General features: G+C 31.4%; 17 protein-coding genes. 3 read left to right on the top strand and 14 right to left on the bottom strand.

Going from position 1 to position 23,774, the window contains the following annotated elements; all coding sequences use genetic code 11:
* Nucleotides 1-121: 121 nt before the first annotated feature.
* On the bottom strand, nucleotides 122-7,930 hold the full coding sequence (locus B3Z56_RS08270; protein ID WP_346878575.1) for an RHS repeat-associated core domain-containing protein: 7,809 nt from the start codon (nucleotides 7,928-7,930) through the stop codon (nucleotides 122-124).
* A gap of 311 nt (nucleotides 7,931-8,241) precedes the next feature.
* Between B3Z56_RS08270 and B3Z56_RS08265 the strand changes: the two genes are divergently transcribed.
* A complete protein-coding gene (locus B3Z56_RS08265) occupies nucleotides 8,242-8,508 on the top strand; it encodes a DUF1294 domain-containing protein (RefSeq protein ID WP_346878574.1) in 267 nt (88 codons plus the stop codon).
* A gap of 212 nt (nucleotides 8,509-8,720) precedes the next feature.
* Here the strand turns inward: B3Z56_RS08265 and B3Z56_RS08260 are convergent, their stop codons facing one another.
* From B3Z56_RS08260 to B3Z56_RS08220, 9 genes are all read right to left on the bottom strand, one after another.
* The gene (locus tag B3Z56_RS08260) at nucleotides 8,721-9,230 is read right to left on the bottom strand and encodes a flavin reductase family protein (protein ID WP_346878573.1); all 510 of its coding nucleotides are present in this window, start codon (nucleotides 9,228-9,230) and stop codon (nucleotides 8,721-8,723) included.
* Between the two features lie 30 nt (nucleotides 9,231-9,260).
* The gene (gene orr / locus B3Z56_RS08255) at nucleotides 9,261-10,415 is read right to left on the bottom strand and encodes an ornithine racemase Orr (protein WP_346878572.1); all 1,155 of its coding nucleotides are present in this window, start codon (nucleotides 10,413-10,415) and stop codon (nucleotides 9,261-9,263) included.
* 45 nt (nucleotides 10,416-10,460) lie between these two features.
* Nucleotides 10,461-11,789 (bottom strand): GlmL-related ornithine degradation protein, encoded by a 1,329-nt coding sequence (locus tag B3Z56_RS08250; protein WP_346878571.1) that lies wholly within the window; start codon nucleotides 11,787-11,789, stop codon nucleotides 10,461-10,463.
* Nucleotides 11,790-11,955: 166 nt separating this feature from the next.
* Complete coding sequence (gene oraE / locus B3Z56_RS08245) at nucleotides 11,956-14,136, bottom strand: D-ornithine 4,5-aminomutase subunit OraE (RefSeq protein ID WP_346877805.1); 2,181 nt, start codon at nucleotides 14,134-14,136, stop codon at nucleotides 11,956-11,958.
* Entirely contained in the window at nucleotides 14,136-14,498 is a 363-nt protein-coding gene (locus tag B3Z56_RS08240; protein ID WP_346878570.1) for an ornithine aminomutase subunit alpha, read from the bottom strand. Before B3Z56_RS08240 ends, oraE begins: the two co-directional genes overlap by 1 nt.
* Nucleotides 14,499-14,570: 72 nt before the next feature.
* On the bottom strand, nucleotides 14,571-15,983 hold the full coding sequence (gene ortB, locus B3Z56_RS08235; RefSeq protein WP_346878569.1) for a 2-amino-4-oxopentanoate thiolase subunit OrtB: 1,413 nt from the start codon (nucleotides 15,981-15,983) through the stop codon (nucleotides 14,571-14,573).
* 24 nt (nucleotides 15,984-16,007) lie between these two features.
* On the bottom strand, nucleotides 16,008-16,304 hold the full coding sequence (gene ortA, locus B3Z56_RS08230) for a 2-amino-4-oxopentanoate thiolase subunit OrtA (RefSeq protein WP_346848672.1): 297 nt from the start codon (nucleotides 16,302-16,304) through the stop codon (nucleotides 16,008-16,010).
* Between the two features lie 37 nt (nucleotides 16,305-16,341).
* Nucleotides 16,342-17,388, bottom strand: coding sequence for a 2,4-diaminopentanoate dehydrogenase (gene ord, locus B3Z56_RS08225; protein ID WP_346877804.1), 1,047 nt, complete (start codon nucleotides 17,386-17,388; stop codon nucleotides 16,342-16,344).
* Between the two features lie 332 nt (nucleotides 17,389-17,720).
* Entirely contained in the window at nucleotides 17,721-19,079 is a 1,359-nt protein-coding gene (locus B3Z56_RS08220) for a sigma-54 interaction domain-containing protein (RefSeq protein WP_346848670.1), read from the bottom strand.
* Nucleotides 19,080-19,316: 237 nt separating this feature from the next.
* Between B3Z56_RS08220 and B3Z56_RS08215 the strand changes: the two genes are divergently transcribed.
* Together B3Z56_RS08215 and B3Z56_RS08210 are read left to right on the top strand one after the other, a co-directional pair.
* The gene (locus B3Z56_RS08215) at nucleotides 19,317-20,084 is read left to right on the top strand and encodes a threonine/serine exporter family protein (RefSeq protein ID WP_035134500.1); all 768 of its coding nucleotides are present in this window, start codon (nucleotides 19,317-19,319) and stop codon (nucleotides 20,082-20,084) included.
* Between the two features lies 1 nt (nucleotide 20,085).
* The gene (locus B3Z56_RS08210; protein ID WP_346878568.1) at nucleotides 20,086-20,547 is read left to right on the top strand and encodes a threonine/serine exporter family protein; all 462 of its coding nucleotides are present in this window, start codon (nucleotides 20,086-20,088) and stop codon (nucleotides 20,545-20,547) included.
* A gap of 56 nt (nucleotides 20,548-20,603) precedes the next feature.
* Here B3Z56_RS08210 and B3Z56_RS08205 read toward each other — a convergent pair whose 3' ends face one another.
* The 4 genes from B3Z56_RS08205 to B3Z56_RS08190 form a co-directional block, all read right to left on the bottom strand.
* Nucleotides 20,604-21,110, bottom strand: coding sequence for a hypothetical protein (locus tag B3Z56_RS08205; protein ID WP_346848668.1), 507 nt, complete (start codon nucleotides 21,108-21,110; stop codon nucleotides 20,604-20,606).
* Nucleotides 21,089-22,615 carry a TrkH family potassium uptake protein gene (locus B3Z56_RS08200; protein WP_346878567.1) on the bottom strand — a complete coding sequence of 509 codons (1,527 nt, stop codon included), beginning with the start codon at nucleotides 22,613-22,615 and terminating at the stop codon, nucleotides 21,089-21,091. Before B3Z56_RS08200 ends, B3Z56_RS08205 begins: the two co-directional genes overlap by 22 nt.
* Nucleotides 22,616-22,692: 77 nt before the next feature.
* Nucleotides 22,693-23,382, bottom strand: coding sequence for a TrkA family potassium uptake protein (locus B3Z56_RS08195; protein WP_346878566.1), 690 nt, complete (start codon nucleotides 23,380-23,382; stop codon nucleotides 22,693-22,695).
* Nucleotides 23,367-23,774 carry an NAD-binding protein gene (locus tag B3Z56_RS08190; protein WP_051824143.1) on the bottom strand — a complete coding sequence of 136 codons (408 nt, stop codon included), beginning with the start codon at nucleotides 23,772-23,774 and terminating at the stop codon, nucleotides 23,367-23,369. Before B3Z56_RS08190 ends, B3Z56_RS08195 begins: the two co-directional genes overlap by 16 nt.

Below are 23,774 nucleotides of genomic sequence, written 5' to 3'. Positions count from 1 at the left end.
TAGATATTTAAACTTAACACCTTATTACTTAATAAAAATTTTAGTAATACATTAGTCTCCTAAAAATTGTTCATGTATTCTCACTTAATTTATTTTTAAAGTAATAATTTGGGGTAACACTTTAAAAATCAATCCATACCTTTCCAGTAACTTCAGCTCCAAAAAACCAACTAGCTGCTGCTCCTAATACTACCCCAAATCCACTACTGTCAGCATATCCTCCAGTCGTAAAGCTAACTCCAATTCCAAGAGATGCTCCAACTTGTAGCTCGCAGTTGAAAATTCCAATACCTCCTTTGAGTCTACCCCCAGCTTTAAGTGGCGTAAGATGTAGACCTAATTCATAGACATCCCATTTATTATCACCATTCCATACTGCTCCAATACCTGTTGCTCCGCCTAAATAGGCTTGTATCGGAAAGTCGGGAGTGCTTATTTCACAACTTCCAAATACCCCAGACTTACCATAAATCCCCGTAACATTTGCAATCTCAGCATCAGCCACATGTCTCGTATACCCGCTAGTAGTCCTTGTCGTAATTACACCACTAGTATTCTTATTTTTTCTTTTTCCATAATTATTCATAACCTTATACGAAGCATCTCTCATTGCAGCTGTTTCTTCTCCTTGAGTATACATAGGTCTAAAACCATTAGGATCTTTTGATATAACAGGATTATTATTACAATAAGCAAAAGTATTATGTGATAACAATTCACCTATACTACCACCAATAGCATCTGCATTCAAGAATCTTCCCCACTCAGGATTATAATATCTTGATTGTAAGTAGTAATATCCAGTCTCTGTATCATATCTATATCCTCTATATCTATAAGGATTCTTTTCTCCTAAGGCTTTATCTCCTGTTATAGATCTTAATTTGCCCCAGGTGTCATAAATATAAGAAACAACTTCAGTTCCATTAGAATCTAGTATTCCTATGATATCACTTTGTGCATTTCTAATGTAGAAATACTCTTTACCATTTAGAGTAAAGCCTACTAAACCATTATCACCATAATTATATACTATCTTATCTACAGCACTCCCATTAGTTATTTCTTCATAAACTACGTTACTTCCCTCTAATGTATACTTATAGTTTACTCCATTTACTGTTTTTTCTGTTCTTATTCCATCACTATTATACTTATAATTTATATTTTTATCGTTTCCTGTTATAGAAGATAATGTTCTTCCACCTTCCCATTTAAAGGTATATCCATCATAGGTTAGTGGATTTCCTATGGAATCATAAGTTATGGCTTTTCCACCGTAAGATGTTAATTTGTCCTTCCAGTTTGGATCTTCGTAAGCATAACTGTAACTCCTTTGTGCTCCTGCAACTATACCAGCTTGTATATGTTCTACTTTGTTTAGTATATTTCCTCCCGCATCATAGGTATATACTATAGTCTTTTTTAATACATTGTTTACTTCTCTTATAAGTTGATTTAATTCATTATAATAATATTCTATTTTCTGTCCATTATTTACAGTTTCAATTCTTCCTAAAGCATCATAGGTATATTTTATTTCGCTATTGCCATTTTTTATTGATGATACCATTGAAGTTGTTGAACCTGCATAACCAGCTTTGTATTCATACTCTGTATTAAATGTTTTGCTATTATCTAGGTTTAATATTTTAGATTTAGTTCGTCCTATACTATCATAGCTATAAGCTAAACTTTTTCCTGATGGTAATGCTACTTTAGTAGTTTTTCCGTCTTTATCAAAATTAAAGCTTGTGGAATATGATTTTCCTGCTATATAGTTTTCTTTTTTACTAGTTTTATCAGTCTTATCATAATCATATTTAAACCAATTTCCACTTGAATCCTCTGTTTTTACTAGTCTGTCTGCTAAGTCATAGGTGTATTTATTAGTAATTCCGCTTTTTAAATCCTGTGATATAGCTAAATTCCCAGAATTATCATAGGTATATTTTGAAGCTGTCTTACCATCTAAGGTTTTACTAGTTACCCTATTTAAATTATCATAAGCATAGGCTACTGTATTGCCATTTCCATAGGTAGCATTTTTTAATACACCTGATACATTATCATAGTTATTAGTTATTAAAGTGCTACTTCCCACTGCTACAGATTTCTGATTTCCATTTCCATCATAGGTAAAGTTGTAGCTTGTACTATTGCTAGAAACCTTTGATAATCTATCATTATTATAAGCATAGTTGTTCTGTCCTACCCTAGCAGTTACCTTTCCTCTTCCTTTAGTATACATTGATTTTACAGTATTGTCATCATAGCATTTGCTTGAAAGTATGAGTTCATCTAGATTTCCTTCTATTGAACTACCAGATAATTTTTGACCTATACATATATTAGCTCCTGAAAAATCTTTATAGGTACCTGAAACTGATTTCTCTTTATTGCCATTAATATACATATTGGTTGTAAGAGTTGTTCCGCTTTTATTCCAAGATATTGTTAACATATTCCATTGTCCTGTGGTTACAGCTGTATTCGATGTTATTATGTCTACAATATTTCCACTACTATTCTTAACAGACAACTTTACTTTATTATCCGAAGCTAAATATGCCTCTATCACACCAATATTTTCTCTAGTTGTTCCAGAAAATATATATCTTGTACTAGTACTTGCACTAGGTTTAAGCCAAAGATTCATTGTTCCTGAGTTGTCCCTTATTCCACTACTATAGTTAGCATATCTGTCTCCTGTAGCTTGCATAGTTAACTCATTAGATGAATCATACTTGCTCTTATCTGTAAGTGCTCTAAGTCCATTAATACTTGAAGAATTTCCTCTTAAAGGAACATATTCATCCCAATTTTTGTAGTATCCATAGTTACCACTCTTCAATTTATTATAATGCTGCTTTAGTTCTGTTAAATTGTCCACACCTGTAGAACAATATAATTCTTCCACTTCTCCATTTAATGCATTTTTATTATTAAAATCTGCTCCAACTATAACCTTACCACCAGTAAAGTCTTTTACATTACTAACAGTAGCATTCTTTACTTCATCATCTATAGTTAATGTAGCTTTTAATCCTGAAGATGTATTTTCCCATTGTACTATCATAGAATACCAAGTGTTAGCACTTATAGCTTTATTTAATACAATAGACTCTTTCCAAATTCCGCTACTATCTTTAAATGCCAAGCATAATTTATTGCTCGTATTTACATATACAGCTAAAGATCCACCATTAGGTGATGAACTGCAAAGTAAATACCTAAGACTACCATTACTTTGTGGCTTGAATTTTAATGCAATAGTCCCTTTATTTTTGCTTATCCCTAAATTATATGGAACTCCTCCTCCATCTTGAACTTTGAAAGTGTAATGCCCTTTGTTATCCTTAACTGGAGTAGCACCCAACCCAAGGGATTTACTTCCTAAATCTCCACTACTATTACCATTTACAAGGAAAGTTTCTCCTGTCTTTTTGTCACCATATGGGTTATAGGCACTTGTATTTATAAGCTTATCTGTTTCATCATATCCATAATAAGTAGAAACCTCTTGTGAATTAATAGTTACATCTAAGTTATCCTTAGATTCGCTATATACGTTCAGTATTTCGTTTCCACTGGTATCTATAGTTCTTTTTGTGTATCCTGCAGTATCACTTGAAATATTACTGCTTTCCATAAACAATCCACTTCCAGATATCTTTGATACTACTGAATTTCCATACTCATCATAAATAAAAGAACTTACAATGTTTTCTGCAGTAGTAGTTTGAATTAAATTCCTATTACCATCGTATGAATACTTAGTTGTATTTCCTTTTGGATCTGTAACAGAAGTTAATTTATCATCACCATCATATTTATAATTAGTTTTTTGTTTTATTAAATCCTCTGTAGACGTTATATTACCCTTATCATCGTACTGATAGCTTGCACCAAACTCTTCTTTATATAATTGGAATCCATCAAAATAAGCTATATTAGCATTTTTATAGTAAAGTCCATATACTCTTACACTTTTATAATCACTCTTAGCCACAACTTGTCCTGATACATATTGCCATGTTGATGAATCTCCATTAAAAGGAATAACAGTCCATTCATAGCTACCATCTGGTTTTTCTAATCCTACATCTAAAGCAAAATATCTACCATTGCCTATTAGAGGAAGTGATTCTGCCTTTGCCCAACCTCCTACTACAAAAACATCATCTTTTTTTCCTGAAACGTTTATTGTTTGATATATACTTTTATCTTTTTCTGTATTACCAGGCATCTTATAAACAGCTTTTATTTTATCTAGATTTGATGGATAAGTTGAATCTGTAGTTGTATATAATCCATTTGTACTTTCCCAGTTACTTGTAGTCCAAAAGTTGGCATTAGGTGCTCCATTAACTACAAAATTGGGATTTTCAACCAAATTATATCTATTAGCAACTTCTCCATCTTCTACTTGTAAGTTATCGAAATATGCAGTTCCTGATTCCTCAATTAACCCACATCTAATATATACAAGATTAGATGTCGCATCTGATGGCAAAGTAAATGTTATAGATTCCCTATCCCATCCAGTAGTTCCACTAATATATTTAGAATCTTTTGTTACATAATTCCCTGTATTATCAGTATAATTTACAAATAAAGCAGCACCTTTTTTATTAGTATTACTTATTCCATCAGTGGATACATATCCTGAAAATGTATAAGTCTTACCCTTTTCTAAGGTGACAGCTTGACTATAAAATCTCCTACTAGTTTTATTTGTCATATTTACCTTTAATGAATATTTTCCCATGTTAGCTTTTGTAGTAGTAAATTCATTAGTACCTGCAGAACCTGACCAAGAACCAGCACTCCAATTTCCATCCTTTAACTCACAATTATGGTTCATTAAATAATTATTGCTTGTCTTTTGAACCTTAGATTCCAGCTCCAATCTATTTTTAGCTTTATCTTTACTATCATATTTATAGTATTGTGCACTTCCATTAGAATCTTTAATAGATATTGTATTTCCTCCATTATTAAATTGATAAGTATTAGTTCTACCCTTAACATCCTTTATTTCAGTTTCATTATAGCTGTATTTAAAGGCTAGACTTTGCCCCTGTGTCCCAGCTGTATCTACATAAGTGGCAGTTTTAACTCTTGAAGTAGAACCGCCATAATAGGTATAAAGCAATTTAGCACCATCTAAACTTTTAACAGAAGATAAATTGTTATTACCTTCATAAGTATAATAAGATGCCTTACCATCCGGATAAGTTATTCTACTTAATTGTATTCCATTATAAGCATAGCTAGTTTTTCTTCCCGCCGGATCTGTGATACCAATTAACGTTCCTCCTGATGTATATTGTAAAAGTGTAGTTCTTCCTATGCTATCCTTAACTCCACTTATTCTAGTTCCATCATAAAGTATAGTGTTATTGTTATTATTAGTATCTGTAATAGTTTTAAGGTACCCACCAGGAACAAAATATAATTTATTTCTATCTTTATCTGTAATCATATAGCTTCCATCACTATTTTTAGTGAATTTAATACCTTCAAGACTTTCACATTTATAAGTTTTAGATGCTAAATCATAATAAAAGTAATGATTAGTTCCATCACTGTCAAAATATTTATAGTAAGTTGTACCATTTATTACTTCTTCAGTTATCCTTTGTTGAATGTTGAGTTTCCACCCTTTTCCGTATCCTATATCAGTCTCTTTATCATTACTATTATAAACATGCTCTACCTTTAAAGCTAACCTACTATCTAATGCAGTGTAATCATTATGGGTAAAAATAACATTACCATTATAGTCATTAATATATCCTATTCCTGCTCTTCCCATATCCTGTGAATGATATGTCCAATAGCTCTCTAATCCTGTATTATTAACATACTGAATTTGTACTAATGGCCATCCAGAGCTATAGGCACTATGACAATCAGAAGATAAAAATGACGTATTTCCAGATGCAGGATTATCTCTTTTTAAAGCTATACCATAATTATTTCCTTCTGTATACCAACCTTTTACAGCTTTGGTGACATTCCAAGAATACCAACCATTCTTAACAGTTTGAATATCTAATATTCTACTTTCAACTTTAGGTTTAGTTTTCCATATTACTCCATTACTTTGTGTTGCAGCCCAGGGACTAGTAACAGTATATGCATTTATTTGACCATCAGCCCCACTATAGTTATCCTGCTTAAACAAAGCTAATTGTGCATCTACTACCATATCGCCAGCATTTAATTTTGGTAATTTAGTAAACTTAACATATGTTTCTGTAGTTCCTATGGTTTGAACATTTCCAACCCTTAGAAATAAGTTGTTCCACTTATTCTCAGTATCTGTTGATGCTACGAAAGTATCTTCTATATAATTAGTATTAGTATCTGTTCTTACTATTGGGTCTACTGTAATTGGAAATTCTCTTTTATCATCATTAATCCATTCATTATTTGGAACTATCTCTAATGTATATCCTCCTTCTTCTGCTTCTTTGAATATTAGCTCAATATCCTCAGACAATTCTCCCTTTGCATCATACATAAAAGGCTTATCTAATTGGAATACTTCAGCTCCAGTCTCCAGGTCTTCAAATATAATTATATTTCCTTCAACTCTAGGTTTTAGATTTTCTATATTCAAATTAAACAAAATTGAAGGATTATCTATTTTTTCATTTAATATTATATTTTCCTTTACTGTTTTTCCTATCAATTTATACTCTAAGTCAATATTTTCGTAAATAGACTTAAATTCCACACTTGATTTAACATTGGGTAAAAACTTCTTATCAATTTCCTTTTTAATCTTATCTCTTAAACTCTTATTATCACTAATTGATCTTTTTGCCCTTCTATTACCTCCAAGTTGTTGTTCCACCATTTCATCAATAACTTTATCTATATCTGTATTTTCTACTGATGCTTTACTTAGTTTGCTTATATTTTTTATTTTTCTATTTTTATTTTTTTTATTTAATTTATCATTATCTTTATTCTTATTTTTATCACTACTATTAGATTTTTTTACATCTCCATTAATATCATCTTTATTATTTTCTTTATTTTCTTTAGTTTCTTTACTTACTTTCTCATCTTTATTTGAATCTTTATTTGAATCTTTTTCTTTATTCTCTTTTTCTTTATTTGAAGTGTTATCTATTGTAGTATTTTTTGATACTTTTCCTACTAAATTAGTTTTCTTTTTTAATTTAGTAGTTTCACTATCAATAGGTGAATCATCTACTCTATCCTTTATTTCTTCATTTGTAGTTGGTTTTTCTGTTTCTCCACCTTTTTTGTCTTCAGTAGATGGTGGTTCTGTTTCACCGTCTGTTTTGCCATCTAAAGGTGGATTATCTATTTCCCCTTCTTGTTTATCATCATCTGATGGTTTTTCACTTTCCTCACTTGGTTTATCCTCTGTTGATGGCTTTTCTGTTTCTTCGTTTTTCTTATTATCTATAGTTGGTTTTTCTTCTTCAACACCTTTATCATCTGATGCTGGTACTTCTTCTAATTTTTCTCCGATACCAACACCTATGTTCCACCATATTTTATACTTATCCTTTGATACAGAAATAAGCTCTTTATCACTGGCATTTTTACCTATCCTAACAGTGAATTCATTTTCTTTATTTTCATAATAATTCCCTTTATCATGCAATGAATTATTGATATCTATCCATTTGCCATTTTTTAAATAGTGTATAGGTTCTTCATATAATATTGCTTCATAAGTTCCATCGTCTTTTAAAAAGTACTTTGTATTCTCCTCTCTCTTCTCTTCAAGTTCTCTAACTATTTCTGCCTCCTGATTTTTTTTAGTAGTTACTTCTTCTGTGTCATCCGTAGCACTTACTATGATTGCATTTATTGGTGTCATTGTTACCAATAATGTAATTATAAGTAATTTACATACGTTTTTATAAAATTTCGTCACAATTATCCCCCCAAATATTTATTACATTTTTACAATTCTACAAATTTCATCTTTTACCTTTTTATTTCCATGTACTTTCATGTTCAAAAATGATACTTTCATGCACATTTTGTATATTTGAATAACTACCTAACTCTAAAATATATTTTCTTCTCAAATGATTAGTTGTATTTTATTATTAAATTGAACAATGGGTGAGAGTTTTTTACATTGTACTTTTAACTAATACAACCCATTAAAATAAATATATCCTTATTGCTTTTTATTTTTATATAATATAAATTAAATATATAAATACTTTAGGAGGTCTTATGTTTAATAATTTTATTTTATACTTAATAGTAATAAACCTAATTGGATTTTTTATAATGTTAATAGATAAAAGGAAGGCTATAAAAAGACAATGGAGGGTTAGTGAAAAAGCTCTTATATGTATATCTATAATAGGAGGTTCCATTGGTATGTTAGCTGGTATGAGCACTTTTAGACATAAAACTAAGCATAAAAAATTCACTATTGGTATTCCTCTTATCCTTGTTATACAAATAGCTATATTAACTTATTTTATCAGCTTATAATTTTAGAAATGACTTCATACTTCTTAAACTTCCAACAGATTTACGCTTCCATTACATTGAAAAACCCTGAAACCCGCATGAATAGAACAAATAGTTAACTAGTTATATAGTTTAATAGCTTCATAGTTAACTATTTTTATAGTTCCATATAAAAATAGCTTCCTATACAAATATTTATATAGGAAGCCATTAATTCAATTTAAAATATAATTCTATAGTTTATAGCAAGCTTCTACTTCACCTACATATAACACATGATAGTCCTCTGCTGGATAGCTTGAGCTCTTTATAGCATCAGATAAAAACTCTGGATTCATTTCTTGTTTATAAACTATTTTACATTCATAAGTCAATACATTAGATTTTTCTATTATTGGAGTATCTACAGTTTTAGCTGGAATTAGTTTTAAATTACATTCCTTAAATTTATCATAATCTCTTCCTGATTTAGTACCACAGAATTTAATTTCCTCCTTTAAGCTATCATCAAGAGGAATTGTTACAGTAAAGTTATCAGCTTTTTCTATAATAGAAAAGGTATGTCTATGCTTTCTCACTAGTACTGTAAATATAGGTTTTCCCCATTGGAAGCCACCATTTCCCCAACCTATTGTCATAGTATTAACTTCATCTCCAGCCTTTACAGTTAAAAAGGCACCTTTTTCATGCAGATTCCTTATTGCTATATTTAAGTCTTCAGTAAATAATTTAAAATCAACCATTTAAATCTCTCCCTAAAATTATTTTTTTATTTACATTATACACTTATTTATATAGGAGGAGGTCATTGAAGATAATAATGCTCCATAATCTACATCAAAGGAAATTATATCACCAACTTTGTAGTCAGCTTCGCTTTCCGTTACATCTAATAAAAGATGATCACTACTGCCACCTAATATTCTTATTTTTTCATCTCTAGGAGTTATTCCATCAATTTTTACGTCTTGTCTTCCCATTGAAATTATAGCTCTTTTTATTGTTCCTCTATCCTGAAAGGTTGGAACCTCTCCAAAGGCATCCATGCCAATATTTCCTATTGGTACTGATGGCTTATCCTTAATTTCTATAACTTCACCTTTTAAAGTAAACACATCTTTAAACATTCCTGGAATATCTCTTCCATAAGCAGTTTCTCTTCCTAAAACCACTGATTCCCCAAGTCTTAAATTATTAATTCCTTCTGGAATAGTTTTATTCATTACCATATACAAACTACTAGAATTTCCTCCTGATACTATAGGTATCTTAATATTTAATTCTTCTTCTATAGTGTTTTTTATTTTAAGCAACCTTCCTAAATTTACTTCATCGGGTATTACTCCTCCATAGCAAGTTAAATTTGTTCCTATCCCCATAAGCTTTATATTAGGCAATTTAATAATTTCCCTGGACATTTCTAGTACATCTTTCTCTAAAACACCTTCCCTTAAATCTCCTAAATCTACCATTAAAATTATTTTATGAGTTTTCTTAGCTCCTATAGCTTCATTTGATAATGCCTTAATTGTATCTATCTCTGAATTAAGGGAAATATCACTATACATGATTACTTCTCTTACTTCACTAAGAGCTGGAATTCTAAGAAGTAGCTTTTCACAATTTAAATTTGCTATCTTTTTTAAATTTGCCACTCTTGAATCTCCTATGGTTTTTACCCCTGCATCTAAAACCCCTTGAACTATATCTGGGTGTGAACAAAATACCTTAGTTACTACAGCTACATCTATCATCTTTCCATTACACATGTTTAATAAAAATTTAGTATTATAGGTTAATTTTTTTAAATCAATTTCAATTCTAGGATATCTATCCTTTACTTCTTCTTTCCATAACTCTTGTTCAAGGACAGTATTATAAGTTAAATTTTCTTGATTTAATTCTACTTCTGAATAACATTTTTCCATTCTCTAACTCTCCTCTTTTACAGAAACTAAAAATCTAATTTGTTATTATAGATTTAAACTAGCTTTAAGCAATTCTATTGCAGCTTCTTTATTTTCTCTACTTAAAACTCCAGCACAGGCCATGATATACATATTATCTAGGAGTACCTTTGCCTCTTTTGTGGGACGCATAGTAATGTCTCCCTTAACATCCTTTATACTCTCCAGCATTTCCTTGCCTTTACCTAACCTAGTTAGAGCACCTCCTGTACCTATGATATATTTAACCATTGATAAATCCTTTCCATAGGCACTAAACTTTCTTCCTGAATTGTATACTCTTTTAATTTGCCCTACATGTCTATCTATGGCAGTGTTTACAGCCTTTTGAGCAAGTACCCTACTCCAATATTTCTCTTCTTCTGTAGTTGGAATAGGCTTAATGAAACTACTTATACTATCCTTAGTTCTTCCTTCTAACTCGTGATGTTGTAAAAGCTCTAATACATTTTCTCTATTTACATATACCCCTAAATCACCTTCTACGGTACGCTTTGCTTTTGGTTCTGGAGTCACTAATATATCTAAAATTTCCACACTACCTTCTGTTACGGAATGAACATCTGTAGTAGCTCCTCCTACATCCACCACTATTACATCACCTATTATTTCATAGAGTAACTTTGTAGCTTCCATTACAGCTCCAGGGGTTGGCATTATAGCTCCATCCACCATTTCCTTAATTTTATCCATACCACCTGCTTTAACAATATTTACTTCAAAAGCATCTTGAATTATTCCTCTAGCAGGCTCCACATTTAATTCATCTACCCTAGGATATACATTATCTATTACATAAAGTTCTCTACCTTCAAAAATCTCTTTTATTTCCTCTTGGTTAGCTATATTACCACAATAAACCACAGGGATATTCAGCTCAGCATCTCTTATAATCTCAGCATTGTCTAAGGCAGTTTCTCTCTCTCCATAGTCTGTACCACCTGCAATCATTATAAGATTAGGATTTATTTCTTTTATTTTTTTAATATCCGTTCTTCTCAGCCTACCTGCTGTTACCATTTTTATAATTCCGCCTGCACCTAGGGCTGCTTCCTTTGCAGCTTTAACTGTCATATCTTGTACTAATCCATGAACAGTTATTTTTAAGCCTCCTGCGGCGCTACTAGTACCTATCATTCTGTCATATTCAATAGATTCTCCTAGCTGCTTCTCCATTTCATTAATTGCATTTCTAAGTCCAATAGTTACATCACCTTGTAAAACAGAAGTAAAGGCCTTACCTTGTCCTACAACCTCAACTCCTTTTTTAAAATTAAAGGCTGTTACTACAGTGGTTGTACTTCCGATTTCCGCTATTAAATATTCAACTCTCATAGCTTCCCTCCTAGTTTAAAGGGGATACCTCAAAATTTTACTAAGCATTAATCTATCCTTAAGGTAAACTTAGTTTAATTATTTGAGACACCCCCAGTACTTTATATAAATATCATATATTTTTTATTATTTAATCTAGTTTATCTAATAATAAATCTTCAAATTATTATTGTTCTTTTTTCATTAAGGTTTCAATGATAAAGGAGGCAACATTATTTCCATGAGTTCCTCTACCAAAGCCTGCATCCATACCATGAGCTACAGCAATCTCATTAGTTACTTGAGTTCCTCCACAAGCTATTATGAATTTGTCTCTTACACCTTTTTCTATGCATAGATCATGAATCTTTTGCATGTTCTTAGTGTGTACATCATTGTGAGTGATAATAGTACTCATTATTATAGCTTGAGCCTTTGTTTCAATAGCTGCATCTATTAATTTTTCTACTGGACAAGAAGTTCCAAGATATACTACATCTATACCATATCTTTCAATACCGCCATGCTTAATATCTATAATTTCTCTTAGTCCAACAGAGTGTTCATCTTCTCCAACAGTAGCAGCTACCACTCTAATAGGATTATTCTTAACGTAATCTCTCATTACATCATCTGGTAAAAGCTCTTGCTTTTCTGGAATCTTAAGTTCATCTTTTTTAATTGCAAAGCTTACTCTACCTTTGATTTCTACTAAAGTACCTTCTGCATCTTGCATAACCTGTTTATGAATAACTTCTACGTCAGTTAAATTCATTCTTCTTCCTATTTCAAGGGCTGCAGCCTCTGCTATATTTTCCTCTTCAGTTAGGAATAATGTTGTAGATACATAGCCATCATTCTTCCACTCTACTTCTGGAATTATAGTTCCTTCCTCTTTACTATTTTTAGCCATTCTTACATTAACATTATCTTCTTCATCAAGTTCATCTATATAAACTATTTTGCTATGATTACATAATGTACATTCATCTATTGCATCACATGGTTTGTTATATTCTTCTGGAATATTATTATATCCAAAGTGAGCACATACTGGAGCAAAGTATTCTTTATCTCTTGGAACTACTGTATCAACAGCAATACCTCCATCTATCTTTCTTGCAATACCATCACTATTTCTTTCTGGATATTCTCCTGAATCTACAAAGAATCCATCTTCTACAGCTTTGAAATATCCACCATTTTCAATCATTTCCTCTAGGAATAATACTGCTCTTTCCTTAAGTTCTCTAACCTTCTCTGGAAGATATCCATCCTTTTTAAGCTCTATCATATCCATTAAGCCATCCATACCAATTAAAGCTTGCTTAGCTGTATTTACAGCATGGATATTATTATAATGCCAAGGTACATTTCTTCCTTCATCAGGAGTGATTGTACTTTGAATATCTGCTGAAGTAAGTTCAGATATTAACAAGTTTAGTGAATGGGTTACTGTAGCTTCTCTAGTACAAGATGCCATGTATTTTGTGTTCATCTGTGCTCTCATTTTATAGTTTTTAAATAAGTCTCTAAGTGCTACAGCATAAGGTAAATCATATCTTAAACATGGAGCTGGTGGTGCTGTTGGTGGTACTGTAGATAGTGATATATTGCTTTGTTTCATACCAACCTTCTCAGAGAATTTTGAATTTATAGCATGTTGAACCATAAGTTCAGGCATTACCTTATAACCCTTCATTGCAGTTGCGTTTGCATTATGTGCTCCATCTATTTGTAAAATATCAGCCCATGCCATTATATGTTTTGCTACTGCTGCATCAACGAAGGATCTAACCATATTTATGTTTCTGTAAAGTACATTATATTGAGGATCCTGGTGAGCTCCATTTATTCCTTCCTCTGCAAACATTACAGCAATATCTGGACCTGCAACCCCTGATACATAGGAGTGGAAATTTATTGGTCTTCCTACTTCTTCCTCTATCATATCAAGAGCTTTTCTTGTAGCTCTAACTTCTTTTCTTGTTATTGGAACTCCTCCTGTTCCTTCTGGACTTCCTTCAATTAAACTATCATAGTGACTTTGTCCTGATGTTCTTATAACCATTATATGATCTGCACCATGCCAAGCTGCCATTCTCATTCTTCTAATATCATCTTCAAATCTTCCTGAAGCTATTTCCGAAGTTATTACAGCTTTTGGTTGAGGGTCTATATTAGCAAAGCTGGTTGCTGATGGAAGTGCTTTACTATTTTTTAGGGGTTTTGATATCTCCTTATATTCAAACTCTCCCATTGGCTCATTATATTCTTCTCTCCAATGCCAACCTCTTCTTTTAGGTTCATACTTATCTAAGTCCTTAAGTATTTCTGCTACATCTATTTTCTTATTTATATCTAGCATTATTTAACCCCCCCAAACAAATTAGTTACTTCATTCCAGCCTTTTCCTTCTCCAAGTTCTCTACCAGCTTCTAAATATGGCACATTCTTTAATTTTGCATATTTTAAAACTACATTTCCCATACCTTTTCCAAGAAGTCCTGCTTTTAAGCCTTCTTGAACTATAGCTTGAGATTCTATGCTTGAAAAGCCCATTCTAAGAAGTACTGACCTTTCTATAGAGGATGAGGTATTTCCATATGCTAAATCCACCATAGGATTTACTATTTCTTCTGTCAATTTCCAAAACCTTTCATATAATTCTTCATCACTTAAACTTTCTAAATGTTTTCTTCTTATTTCAAAATCGTCTTCTCTTTTCACTACTTCTCTCCCCCTAATGGTTTTTTTATTATTTCACACATTATTTATCTTTACCCTATTTACTTATTAACCCTATTTCACATTAACCCCAAATTCTTTAAGAATATCTATTACTGTTTCTTTTCTAAGTTTTGTTTCTTCACATAAGAAATCTAAATCTACCTGTCCAATTTCTTTTTCTTTTAAAAGCTTTACTGTGTTTTTAATTAATGATTTTCTATAATCGTCTAGCTCTTTATTATCTATTTGTAAATAAGATGGATCCTCTGGAAGTATAATATTTTCTCCTGGAACTTCATCCATTGGATTACCTCTAAGCACTTTAATTCCATTTTCCTTTGCAAAGGTTAATTGTGGAACTATATGCTTTCCAGCACCAGTATACTCGGTCTCCTGAACTACTAAAATTGCATCATCCTCCATCTCTTGAGCTATGACAAAGGCTGCTGCTAAAGAAGTATTTCCAGCTGGTCCTCTTTCAAGTCCTTCAAGCTGTGCTAAAAGCTCAGTCATGTAGAAAACTTCCCCTTGTGGCAAGGTTACATATCTATCTAAATATCTTAGAGGTCTTGCTGCACTTCTTGGTACGTCACTTCTATCTGGCCATACCATGAATGGAATACCAAATCCAGTGTGTCCAGTAGTGAAGGATTTTCTATTAAAGGCTTTATCACTTGCCATATGAAGACCTTGTAAATTTACAGAAGCTCCAATAACTTTTGTATTATTTGCTCCTGCCTTTATAAGTCCTCTTGCAGTACCAGTAACATTTCCACCACCTGCATGGGTAATTACTACTGCTTCTGGATCCTTTCCAAATCGTTCTCTACATTCTGTAGCTATCTCATAACCTAAAGTTTCAACTCCAGCTATTCCATAAGCAGAATATAAAGATGCATTATAAAAACCTGTTTCTTCTAAAGTCTCTAGATAGGTGTAGAATAATTCTGGTCCTACTGTTAATTGTAAAACTTCAGCCCCTAACCATTCACATTTTCTGCCCTTCTCAAGAATCTCTGGTTGTCCTATTTTTTTAGAGTCATAACATTCTTGAACTATGGTACATTTTAATCCCTTCATAGCTGCTTGGGATGCTACTGCTGCCCCATAGTTTCCAGAAGTAGCTGATGCTACACCCTTATAGCCTCTTTCCTTAGCATCATACACAGATACAGATGCTCTTCTATCTTTAAAACTTCCAGATGGATTACAGCTTTCATCCTTAACAAATATTCTAGCTGCTTTTCCAGTCTTTGATACCTTTCTTGCCAAGGCAGTAATATTTCTTAATTCTAAGAGAGGTGTATTTCCAACTCCCACTTCTCGTTGAATTTTCATAATATCACTTAGGGAATATCCTATATCTCTCATCATTGCTTCATAATCAAAAGCTATACTTCCCTTTTCATATTTATCAAAATCCATTCCTACAGACTTAATCATAATTTGATTTTTTCTGCTCATAACCTCTTCATACTTATTCATATCAATCACCTACTTTCTGTATAACTATTTATTGAAAATCATTTCCTTAGCTTGCTTTCCAATATAGGCTATTTCACTTACATAGCTACCAAAATTATGAGAATATGAAGGTTCTACCACCTTAGCGATACCTCTCATAGTTCTTCCAATAGTTGTAGTGATTTCAACTTCATCACCCAGCTCACAATCTGAATTTACAAAACCCCTAACCCACATTTTAAGTGGAGTTTCCTTTGTATCGTCTGGAATTGCTGGTGATCTATCCTCACATTGTAATACTACTGTTTCTATTTCAATAAATGTGTCCTTCTTAATCAACACCTTCACCTCCAAAGTAAATTTCTATAATTAAATAAGTTTATCTATCTATGAAATTTCTAAAGTCTCCCATTATAGCCCTTGGTACTGGCAAATCTATCATAGTTTTTAATCCTGGATTTGCATTAATTACATGTGGAATCATATTAACGCACATAGCAATTGTTCCAAGTCCTCCATCAACCTCTGGCTTAATTGACATATTAACTTCTGGTGTACCTTTTATTGTGATATAATCTCCAGTAAATGTACCTTCCATTTCAGGTTCTATTTGTTGTGGATGAATCATATCTATTTTTACCTCTCCATCAACATATCCTTGACCTGTCATATTAACACCTGCAACATCTCCAGCAGCTGCAAATCCATAAGGTGACTTTCTATCTACAGTAGTTACTATTGGAGCCATTTGTTGTTCAAATTTATCAACTTTCCAGCCCATAGAATCAGCTATCATATTTACAGATTCTATAAATCCAACATGTCCAGCTAAACTTCCATCCTTAACTCCTGCATTAAAATCTTCAACCTTCATCCCAACTCCTTGTTCTTCCATAACAGCTGGTCCAAATGGTGATAAACTATTTACTCTCTTCGCTTCAACATGAGTTACTTCAGTCATACAACCTGTTAAACATACAACAAGTAAATCCATGATTAATCCTGGATTTATACCTGTTCCAAGAATTGTAACTCCATTTTCCTTTGCAATTCTATTTAACTCTGCAGCTAGTTCAGGATTTTTAGCTTGAGGATAAGACATTTCTTCTGCTGTAGAAATAACATTTATTTTCTTTTCAAGTACAGATTTCAACTTTGGAAAAGCATTTTTTGTGAAAGAATCTGTTGCACATAAACAAATATCACAGCATTTTTCTGTTAACACTTCATCTATGTTAGCTTTTATTATTACATCTTCCCTATCTCCTCTTTCTACTCCCAAAACTTGAAAAATACTTTTTCCGGCTCTAGCAGGATGCATATCACAAACCCCTATTATGTCTACACCTTTTTTAGTTAATAGCATTTTTGCCATTCCACTTCCCATAGCTCCAAAGCCCCAAATTGCTACCTTAACATTTTCCATTGTAAAATCCCCCTCGTGATTAAATTATTTTTATAAATTCTATATTTTACTAGAGCAATTCACATGCCAAAGAAAATACATTATTTAGATACTTTCATAACTTTAAATAGGTTAAATGTATATAATTTCATCACTTTTAAAAATTTACCGCAAAAAATTTTTCTATATTTACTTAGGTTCTATCCACTTAAAAAGCGTATGCAAAATTATTTGCATACGCTTTGCCGAATTTTAGGCATATATGTTTGTAAATCTTTTTAATATTTAATTAATTCTTTTTATTAACATATTGTTTATATTTTTCATATTATATCCTCATAAAAAATAGTTAACTAAAGTAATTTATACTTCTTAAGTTTGTATTGAAGATTTTGCCTTGATATTTTTAATTCCTCTGAAGTTTTTGTTATGTTTTTATTGTTCTTTTTGTAGCTTTTTTCTATTATATTTTTTTCAAGACTATCTATATATTCATTTAAAGGGATATCTCCTCTAAATCCCTCTTCTGAAGTTACTTCTACTACAGAATTAATCTTATTACCAAAGCACTCCTTTGTTAATATTTCTCCATCTTCAACCATGTTCATAGCACTTTCTATATTATTCTTAAGTTCTCTTACGTTTCCAGGCCAACTATAGTTTAAAAATCCCTCCATAACATCTTCACTAATTCCTTTTACATTTCTATATAGAATACCATTATAATAGTTTATAAAAAAATCACATAACTGGCTTATATCTTCTTTACGTTCTCTAAGTGGTGGTATCATTACTTTAATTACACTCAATCTATAATAAAAATCTTTTCTAAGCTTTCCTTCTCTTATAAGTTTGTCTGCTTCCTCATTTATTGTTGCTATAATCCTTACATCTACATCAATAATCTTATTACTTCCTAGTGGTCTTATATATCCATCTTGGAGCACTCTTAATAATTTTGATTGTAAATATGGATCCATAGAATTTATTTCATCAAGTAGAATAGTTCCTCTATGAGCTTCTTCGAAAAGCCCTTTTTTATTTTCTGCTCCTGTAAAACTACCTTTAACCGTTCCAAAGAGCATTCCCTCTAACAGTGCACTTGGTATTGCTGCACAGTTAATAGCTATAAAGGGCTTGTCTCTTCTTATTCCTTCATAATGTATACCTTGTGCAAATAGTTCCTTACCGCATCCAGTTTCTCCATATATGAGTACTGAAGAATTAGATATACTAGCTCTTTTACTTTTTAAAATTTCTTCATTTAATACCTTACTACTTCCTATAATATCATTAAAGGTATAATAATTTTTCTTTGATTTACTTTTATTTTCTAACTGACATATAGTTTCATTTAATTTCTTTATTTGTGTCATATCTCTAGCTATCTCAATTACTGCTTCAACTTTTCCGTCTACCATTACTGGAATAGTAGAGTTTACACTGGTTATTATCTTACCTGCTCCATTACTATAGTTTTGTAAAGTATCTCTATAGGTATGTCCACTTTTTAAACTTCCTAATATAGTTGAGTGTTCTATATCCCTAAGATACTCTTGAATTTCCTTTCCCATAACATCTTCACTTTTCATGCCTTCTATGTTTTCCATGGCATGATTATAATAGATGGTCTTTCCTTTACTATCAACTATGTGAATTCCTTCTTTTAAGTTACTAATTAGACTTTCTAATAATATATTTACATTATCCATAAAATCCCCCTTAGCTATCTCTTTAATTGACCCTAAACTTGAAAACAATATCATATTGAAAGTTGCCCTTGATTATTGTAACCTTATAATATTTGCCTATATAATAAATTTAACACAATATTGTAATATAATAAATTTATTATTCTAACAATTATACATTATCTTGTTTTTTGTTCTATAATATCTTTGATGAATGCTAATAATAAGATATTGTTAATATAACAAAGGAGTACCATTATGATTACTGATAATATAGTAAACTTGGCTGCAGAGGCCGGAAAAATAATGCTTGAAAATGGTGGTGAAACCTACAGAGTTGAACAAACAATAAATATGATATGTAAGTCTTATGGCATAGATAATGCGGAAAGCTTTGTATCTCCTACAGCAATAATCACCTCTACTATGGATGAAAACGGTAGGAATAGTACCATAATTAAGAGAATTACTTCTAGAGCCACAGATTTAGAAAAAGTAGCTTTAATTAATAACTTATCTCGACAAATACAAAGTCATCCTTTAACTTTAGATGAACTTAGAAAAGAATTGAAATATATACGCAGCTTTCCCAAATATTCTAACAGCATAAAAACTTTTTTTGCTGGAGTAACTACTGGTACATTTACCTTACTTTTTGGTGGTAGCTTTAGTGACTTCATTATAGCCTTTGGTGTAGGAATTTTAATTAATTTATTATCTTCTATGTTATCTCGTTTAAGCGTTAATGAATTTTTCATTAATGTGGCAGGTGGTGCTTTAGCAGCTATAATTGGACTTTTCTTCTCTTACATAAATCCCATATTTCATAAAGATGAAATAATTATTGGTTCAATTATGTTACTTGTTCCAGGCTTAGTTATAACTAACGCTATTCGTGATACCATAGCTGGAGATTTACTTTCAGGTCTTTCAAGAACTCTGGAAGCTATTATGATAGCTGGAGCCATTGCTATTGGAGCTGCTTTTAGTTTCAAAATATGGATGTCTATTATAGGAGGGATGTAAAATGTTTTTGCAAGTTATATATGCATTTATTGTTTCCTTAGGTTTTGGAGTTCTCTTTAATGTAAGGGATAAAAACTTGTTCTTTGCAGCCCTTGGAGGTGCCGTTGGATGGTTTTTTTACAGCCTTACTATGAACTTATCTGGCTCTAGCATCTTAGCTATGCTTATAGCATCTATAAGCATCAGTATCTATGCTGAAATCTTCTCTAGAGTTTTAAAAAATCCTGTAACATTATTTTTAGTTTGCTCTCTTATTCCCTTAGTTCCTGGAAGTGGAATGTATTATACAGTTTTTGAAGCAGTTGAAGGTAATGTATTTGGTTCCTTAAATAATGGAATCGAAACTCTTTCTTTAGCAGGAGTTATAGCTGTTGGAATTATTTTAGTATCTACCTTGAGTAGATTGATGCAAAAATTAAAAATCAGAAGAAATCAACGTAAACTAGGAAATGTTGAGGAATAACAAAAGAGAAAAAACACATATAAACTGATGTGGTTTTTCTCTTTTATTACTCATACTTAATTCTTACTATTTTTTCTAATTACTCCATAAGTCTTCATTGTTCCATAGATTACAAAAGGCATCAGTACGATAGTCAAAATTATCTTATGTTTGTTAATGTCATGAGTCCTTTTATAACCATCTGAAACTATTTGTATTGAATCACAGTGAATATCCATATCACCACCATGTTCTTTGCAGGCTCTATTGAAAACCCCAGTAATTCTTACTGAATCTCCAATCTTATGATAATTTCCATAAGATTTAATCATTTCCCCATCTGTAGTTTTTAAATAAATACCTATGGCAGAGGTTCCATCATTTATATTAACAAATGAATATTTGCCCCTTTCTAAAAGTTCACCAATAGCCTCACCTTGAATATTTATAATTTTAGAGTCATATTCCCAACCGTTATCAATAAGCTCACTTACAGAAGTTATAGCCTCACTAGCTAATACTGGAAATGAAGAAAAAATCGCTGTAATAATTACAATTAACATTATTTTTTGTATCTTACACATAACTTTTTAATTCCTCCTATAAAATACCCTATTAATGCAAATACTGAAATAAACTCTAATCTCCCTAGATACATAATAATGATATAACAAATCTTTAGTGGTATAGGCATGGTTATAGAAGTTACACCTATAGATAATCCAACATTTCCAGATATAGAAGCTGCCTCAAAAGCTGATTCTACAAGTGAGTAGCCATAATATGTTCCAAGTAGCGTTGCAAAAATAAACATAGCAATATAACAAAGTATTATAAGCATTGATGATTTTACTAAATCATTATCTAAAATTATATCCTTAATGTGATGAACTTTTGTAGTTAAAATCTTTCTATCAGAACTAAGAACTCTTTTTATATCTGCAATTATTCCCTTAAAGATAATCCCCATCCTTAGTCCCTTAAATCCACCGGCTGTTGAACATGCACTTCCTCCAATAAGCATTGCAATTGTCATAATAAAAATTGCAAAATCTCCCCATTCGAATAATAGTTGCCTAGCATAAAGGTTGCCAAATCCAGTGGTGGTATGTGCAGATAAGAGCTGATAAGCACCCTTTCTAAATAGAGAAACTGCATCTGTGTATACTCCTGTCTTTGATAAGAACATAACTAATAATCCTGCAAGAATAAAAGAAGTTATAAAAAAGCTTTGTGTTTCAACATTTTTGAAAATTTCCTTTCTCTTACCCTTTATAACTGCAAAATGAAGACCAAAATTTAATGAACCAATGATGAACAATACCATTGTAATTAATTCATATGAAAAACTATGATAATACAATATATTTTGAGACATTGGAGCAAATCCACCTGTACTCCAACTTGACGCAAATATAAATAGTCCATGCATAAATGAATTAGATGGTGATAACCCTATGAATAAACCATTAACTGTAAGTGCCACTGTACCAATTACTAAATATATTATACTAATTTTCCAAATGGCCTTGGTAGTTCCTTTAATATTAGGTAAAAGCCCAATATCTTTTCCTTCACCTACATACATCTTATATCCACCAGAAAAATTTTTAATTAGTATTGATAAAGCTAATACAACCATGCCCTGCCCACCTACAAATGTTAGTATATGTCTCCACATATTAAGTCCAAGGGACATATGATCTAGATCCTGAATAAGAAATACTCCAGTTGTAGTAAAACCACTCATAACATCGAAACAAGCATCTATATAAGATTTTGCATGTCCACTAAAAACATAGGGAAGGGCACATAAAAGCATTAGAATCAGCCATGAATATGATGCAATTATAAGACCGTGTTTCCATTCAATTTTGTTATTTTCTTTTTCGTCTTTTCCCGAAAGAATCAGTGAAAAGGCTATAGATAATCCAATAAACAGAGCAAGAATAAAATCTACAAGCGAACTCCACTCCTTATAAAAAACAGTTACGAAGATAGGTATAATCATTAATGAAATTGTTCCCAATATAATTATTCCAACATAATAATTTATGACTTTAAAGTCCTTTAAATATTTTTCACTCATTTAATCACCCTAAAAAACTCAAAATAAAAATTACTATTATATACATAGCTACAACTAGGATTTCAAATAATATTCCCTTAAAATAATCCGAATTTCTTACCATTACTACCATCTCCATAAATAGATTTTCTTAATTTATGAGATACACTGGTATTTGTTATCAATACAACAGTGTCCTCAAGTAAGATCTTTGTATGTCCCCTAGGATAGATAATCTCGTTGTTTCTTAAAATAGAAACTATTATACTATCATTTGGTAAAATTAAGCTTTTAATCTCCATATCTCTCCAGTGGGAATTTTTATCTATATAAGCTTCAATTATTACCATTTCTCCTCTATCTAAAGTTTTTACAATTTTAAAATTATCCTCTACAAGTTCATTTTCAATTAAAGTTGAAATAACTTCTGTACTACAAACAGTAGATGTTACACCTAATTTACTAAATAACTGTCTATTTTTAGGATTATTAATTCTTGCAATAGCACTTTTAATAGAGAAATTACGCTTGCTCATTTGGCAGATAATTAAATTTTCCTCATCTTTACCTGTAACTGCTGCAACAATAGTATTTGTTCCTTCTATAGCCTCTGATAATTCTTCTAAATTTGAACCATCACCACATATTACTTCAATATCTAGTTCATTAGATATTTTCTTACATATATCATAATTCTTTTCTATCAAAGTTATTAAACACCCAATGTTTAAGAGGTTTTTTATTAAGTAATACCCAACTTTACCTCCACCAATTACAACTGCTCGCATTTTATATCCTCCTTAATATTTCTAACAGCTAGTTTTATCGGATTAATTGTTCTAATGCCTAAGGAATTATAAATGTGGCCCCTATCATCATTAAATACTCTTCCAATTACAGTTGGAACCTTATAAATATTCTGTGCTATTTCACATGCAACAATATTTATATTATCGTTTTGAGTCAAAGCAAGTAGCACATCAGCTTCCTCAATACCTGCTTCTTCTAGTAAGTCAATATCAATTTCAACCCCATTTAATATCCTTCCATTAAACCCTGAACCTAGTTTATTCGTTTTCTCCTCATCCCTATCTATTACACATATATCATGGGATGTTTCAGCTAAATCTGCAGCTAATTTGCTTCCCATCTTGCCACATCCAATAATAATAATATACAT

Source organism: Clostridium sp. UBA7791 (assembly GCF_002480755.1).
GTDB classification, from domain to species: Bacteria; Bacillota; Clostridia; order Clostridiales; family Clostridiaceae; genus Clostridium_J; species Clostridium_J sulfidigenes.
Note: the sequence above shows the minus strand (reverse complement) of the source record. Positions and strands in the feature narration are given on the sequence as shown.

Bases quoted from the DNA above. Each gene is read 5' to 3' on its own strand.
- ord (WP_346877804.1), bottom strand. From the start codon at position 17,388: ATGGAAAATGTTAAGGTAGCAATTTGGGGCTTTGGAGCTATGGGAAGT.
- B3Z56_RS08215 (WP_035134500.1), top strand. From the start codon at position 19,317: ATGATTACTGATAATATAGTAAACTTGGCTGCAGAGGCCGGAAAAATA.
- B3Z56_RS08190 (WP_051824143.1), bottom strand. From the start codon at position 23,774: ATGTATATTATTATTATTGGATGTGGCAAGATGGGAAGCAAATTAGCT.
- B3Z56_RS08260 (WP_346878573.1), bottom strand. From the start codon at position 9,230: ATGGTTGATTTTAAATTATTTACTGAAGACTTAAATATAGCAATAAGG.
- B3Z56_RS08220 (WP_346848670.1), bottom strand. From the start codon at position 19,079: ATGGATAATGTAAATATATTATTAGAAAGTCTAATTAGTAACTTAAAA.
- oraE (WP_346877805.1), bottom strand. From the start codon at position 14,136: ATGCTAGATATAAATAAGAAAATAGATGTAGCAGAAATACTTAAGGAC.
- B3Z56_RS08205 (WP_346848668.1), bottom strand. From the start codon at position 21,110: ATGTGTAAGATACAAAAAATAATGTTAATTGTAATTATTACAGCGATT.
- B3Z56_RS08200 (WP_346878567.1), bottom strand. From the start codon at position 22,615: ATGAGTGAAAAATATTTAAAGGACTTTAAAGTCATAAATTATTATGTT.
- B3Z56_RS08210 (WP_346878568.1), top strand. From the start codon at position 20,086: ATGTTTTTGCAAGTTATATATGCATTTATTGTTTCCTTAGGTTTTGGA.
- B3Z56_RS08195 (WP_346878566.1), bottom strand. From the start codon at position 23,382: ATGCGAGCAGTTGTAATTGGTGGAGGTAAAGTTGGGTATTACTTAATA.
- B3Z56_RS08250 (WP_346878571.1), bottom strand. From the start codon at position 11,789: ATGAGAGTTGAATATTTAATAGCGGAAATCGGAAGTACAACCACTGTA.
- orr (WP_346878572.1), bottom strand. From the start codon at position 10,415: ATGGAAAAATGTTATTCAGAAGTAGAATTAAATCAAGAAAATTTAACT.
- B3Z56_RS08265 (WP_346878574.1), top strand. From the start codon at position 8,242: ATGTTTAATAATTTTATTTTATACTTAATAGTAATAAACCTAATTGGA.
- ortB (WP_346878569.1), bottom strand. From the start codon at position 15,983: ATGAATAAGTATGAAGAGGTTATGAGCAGAAAAAATCAAATTATGATT.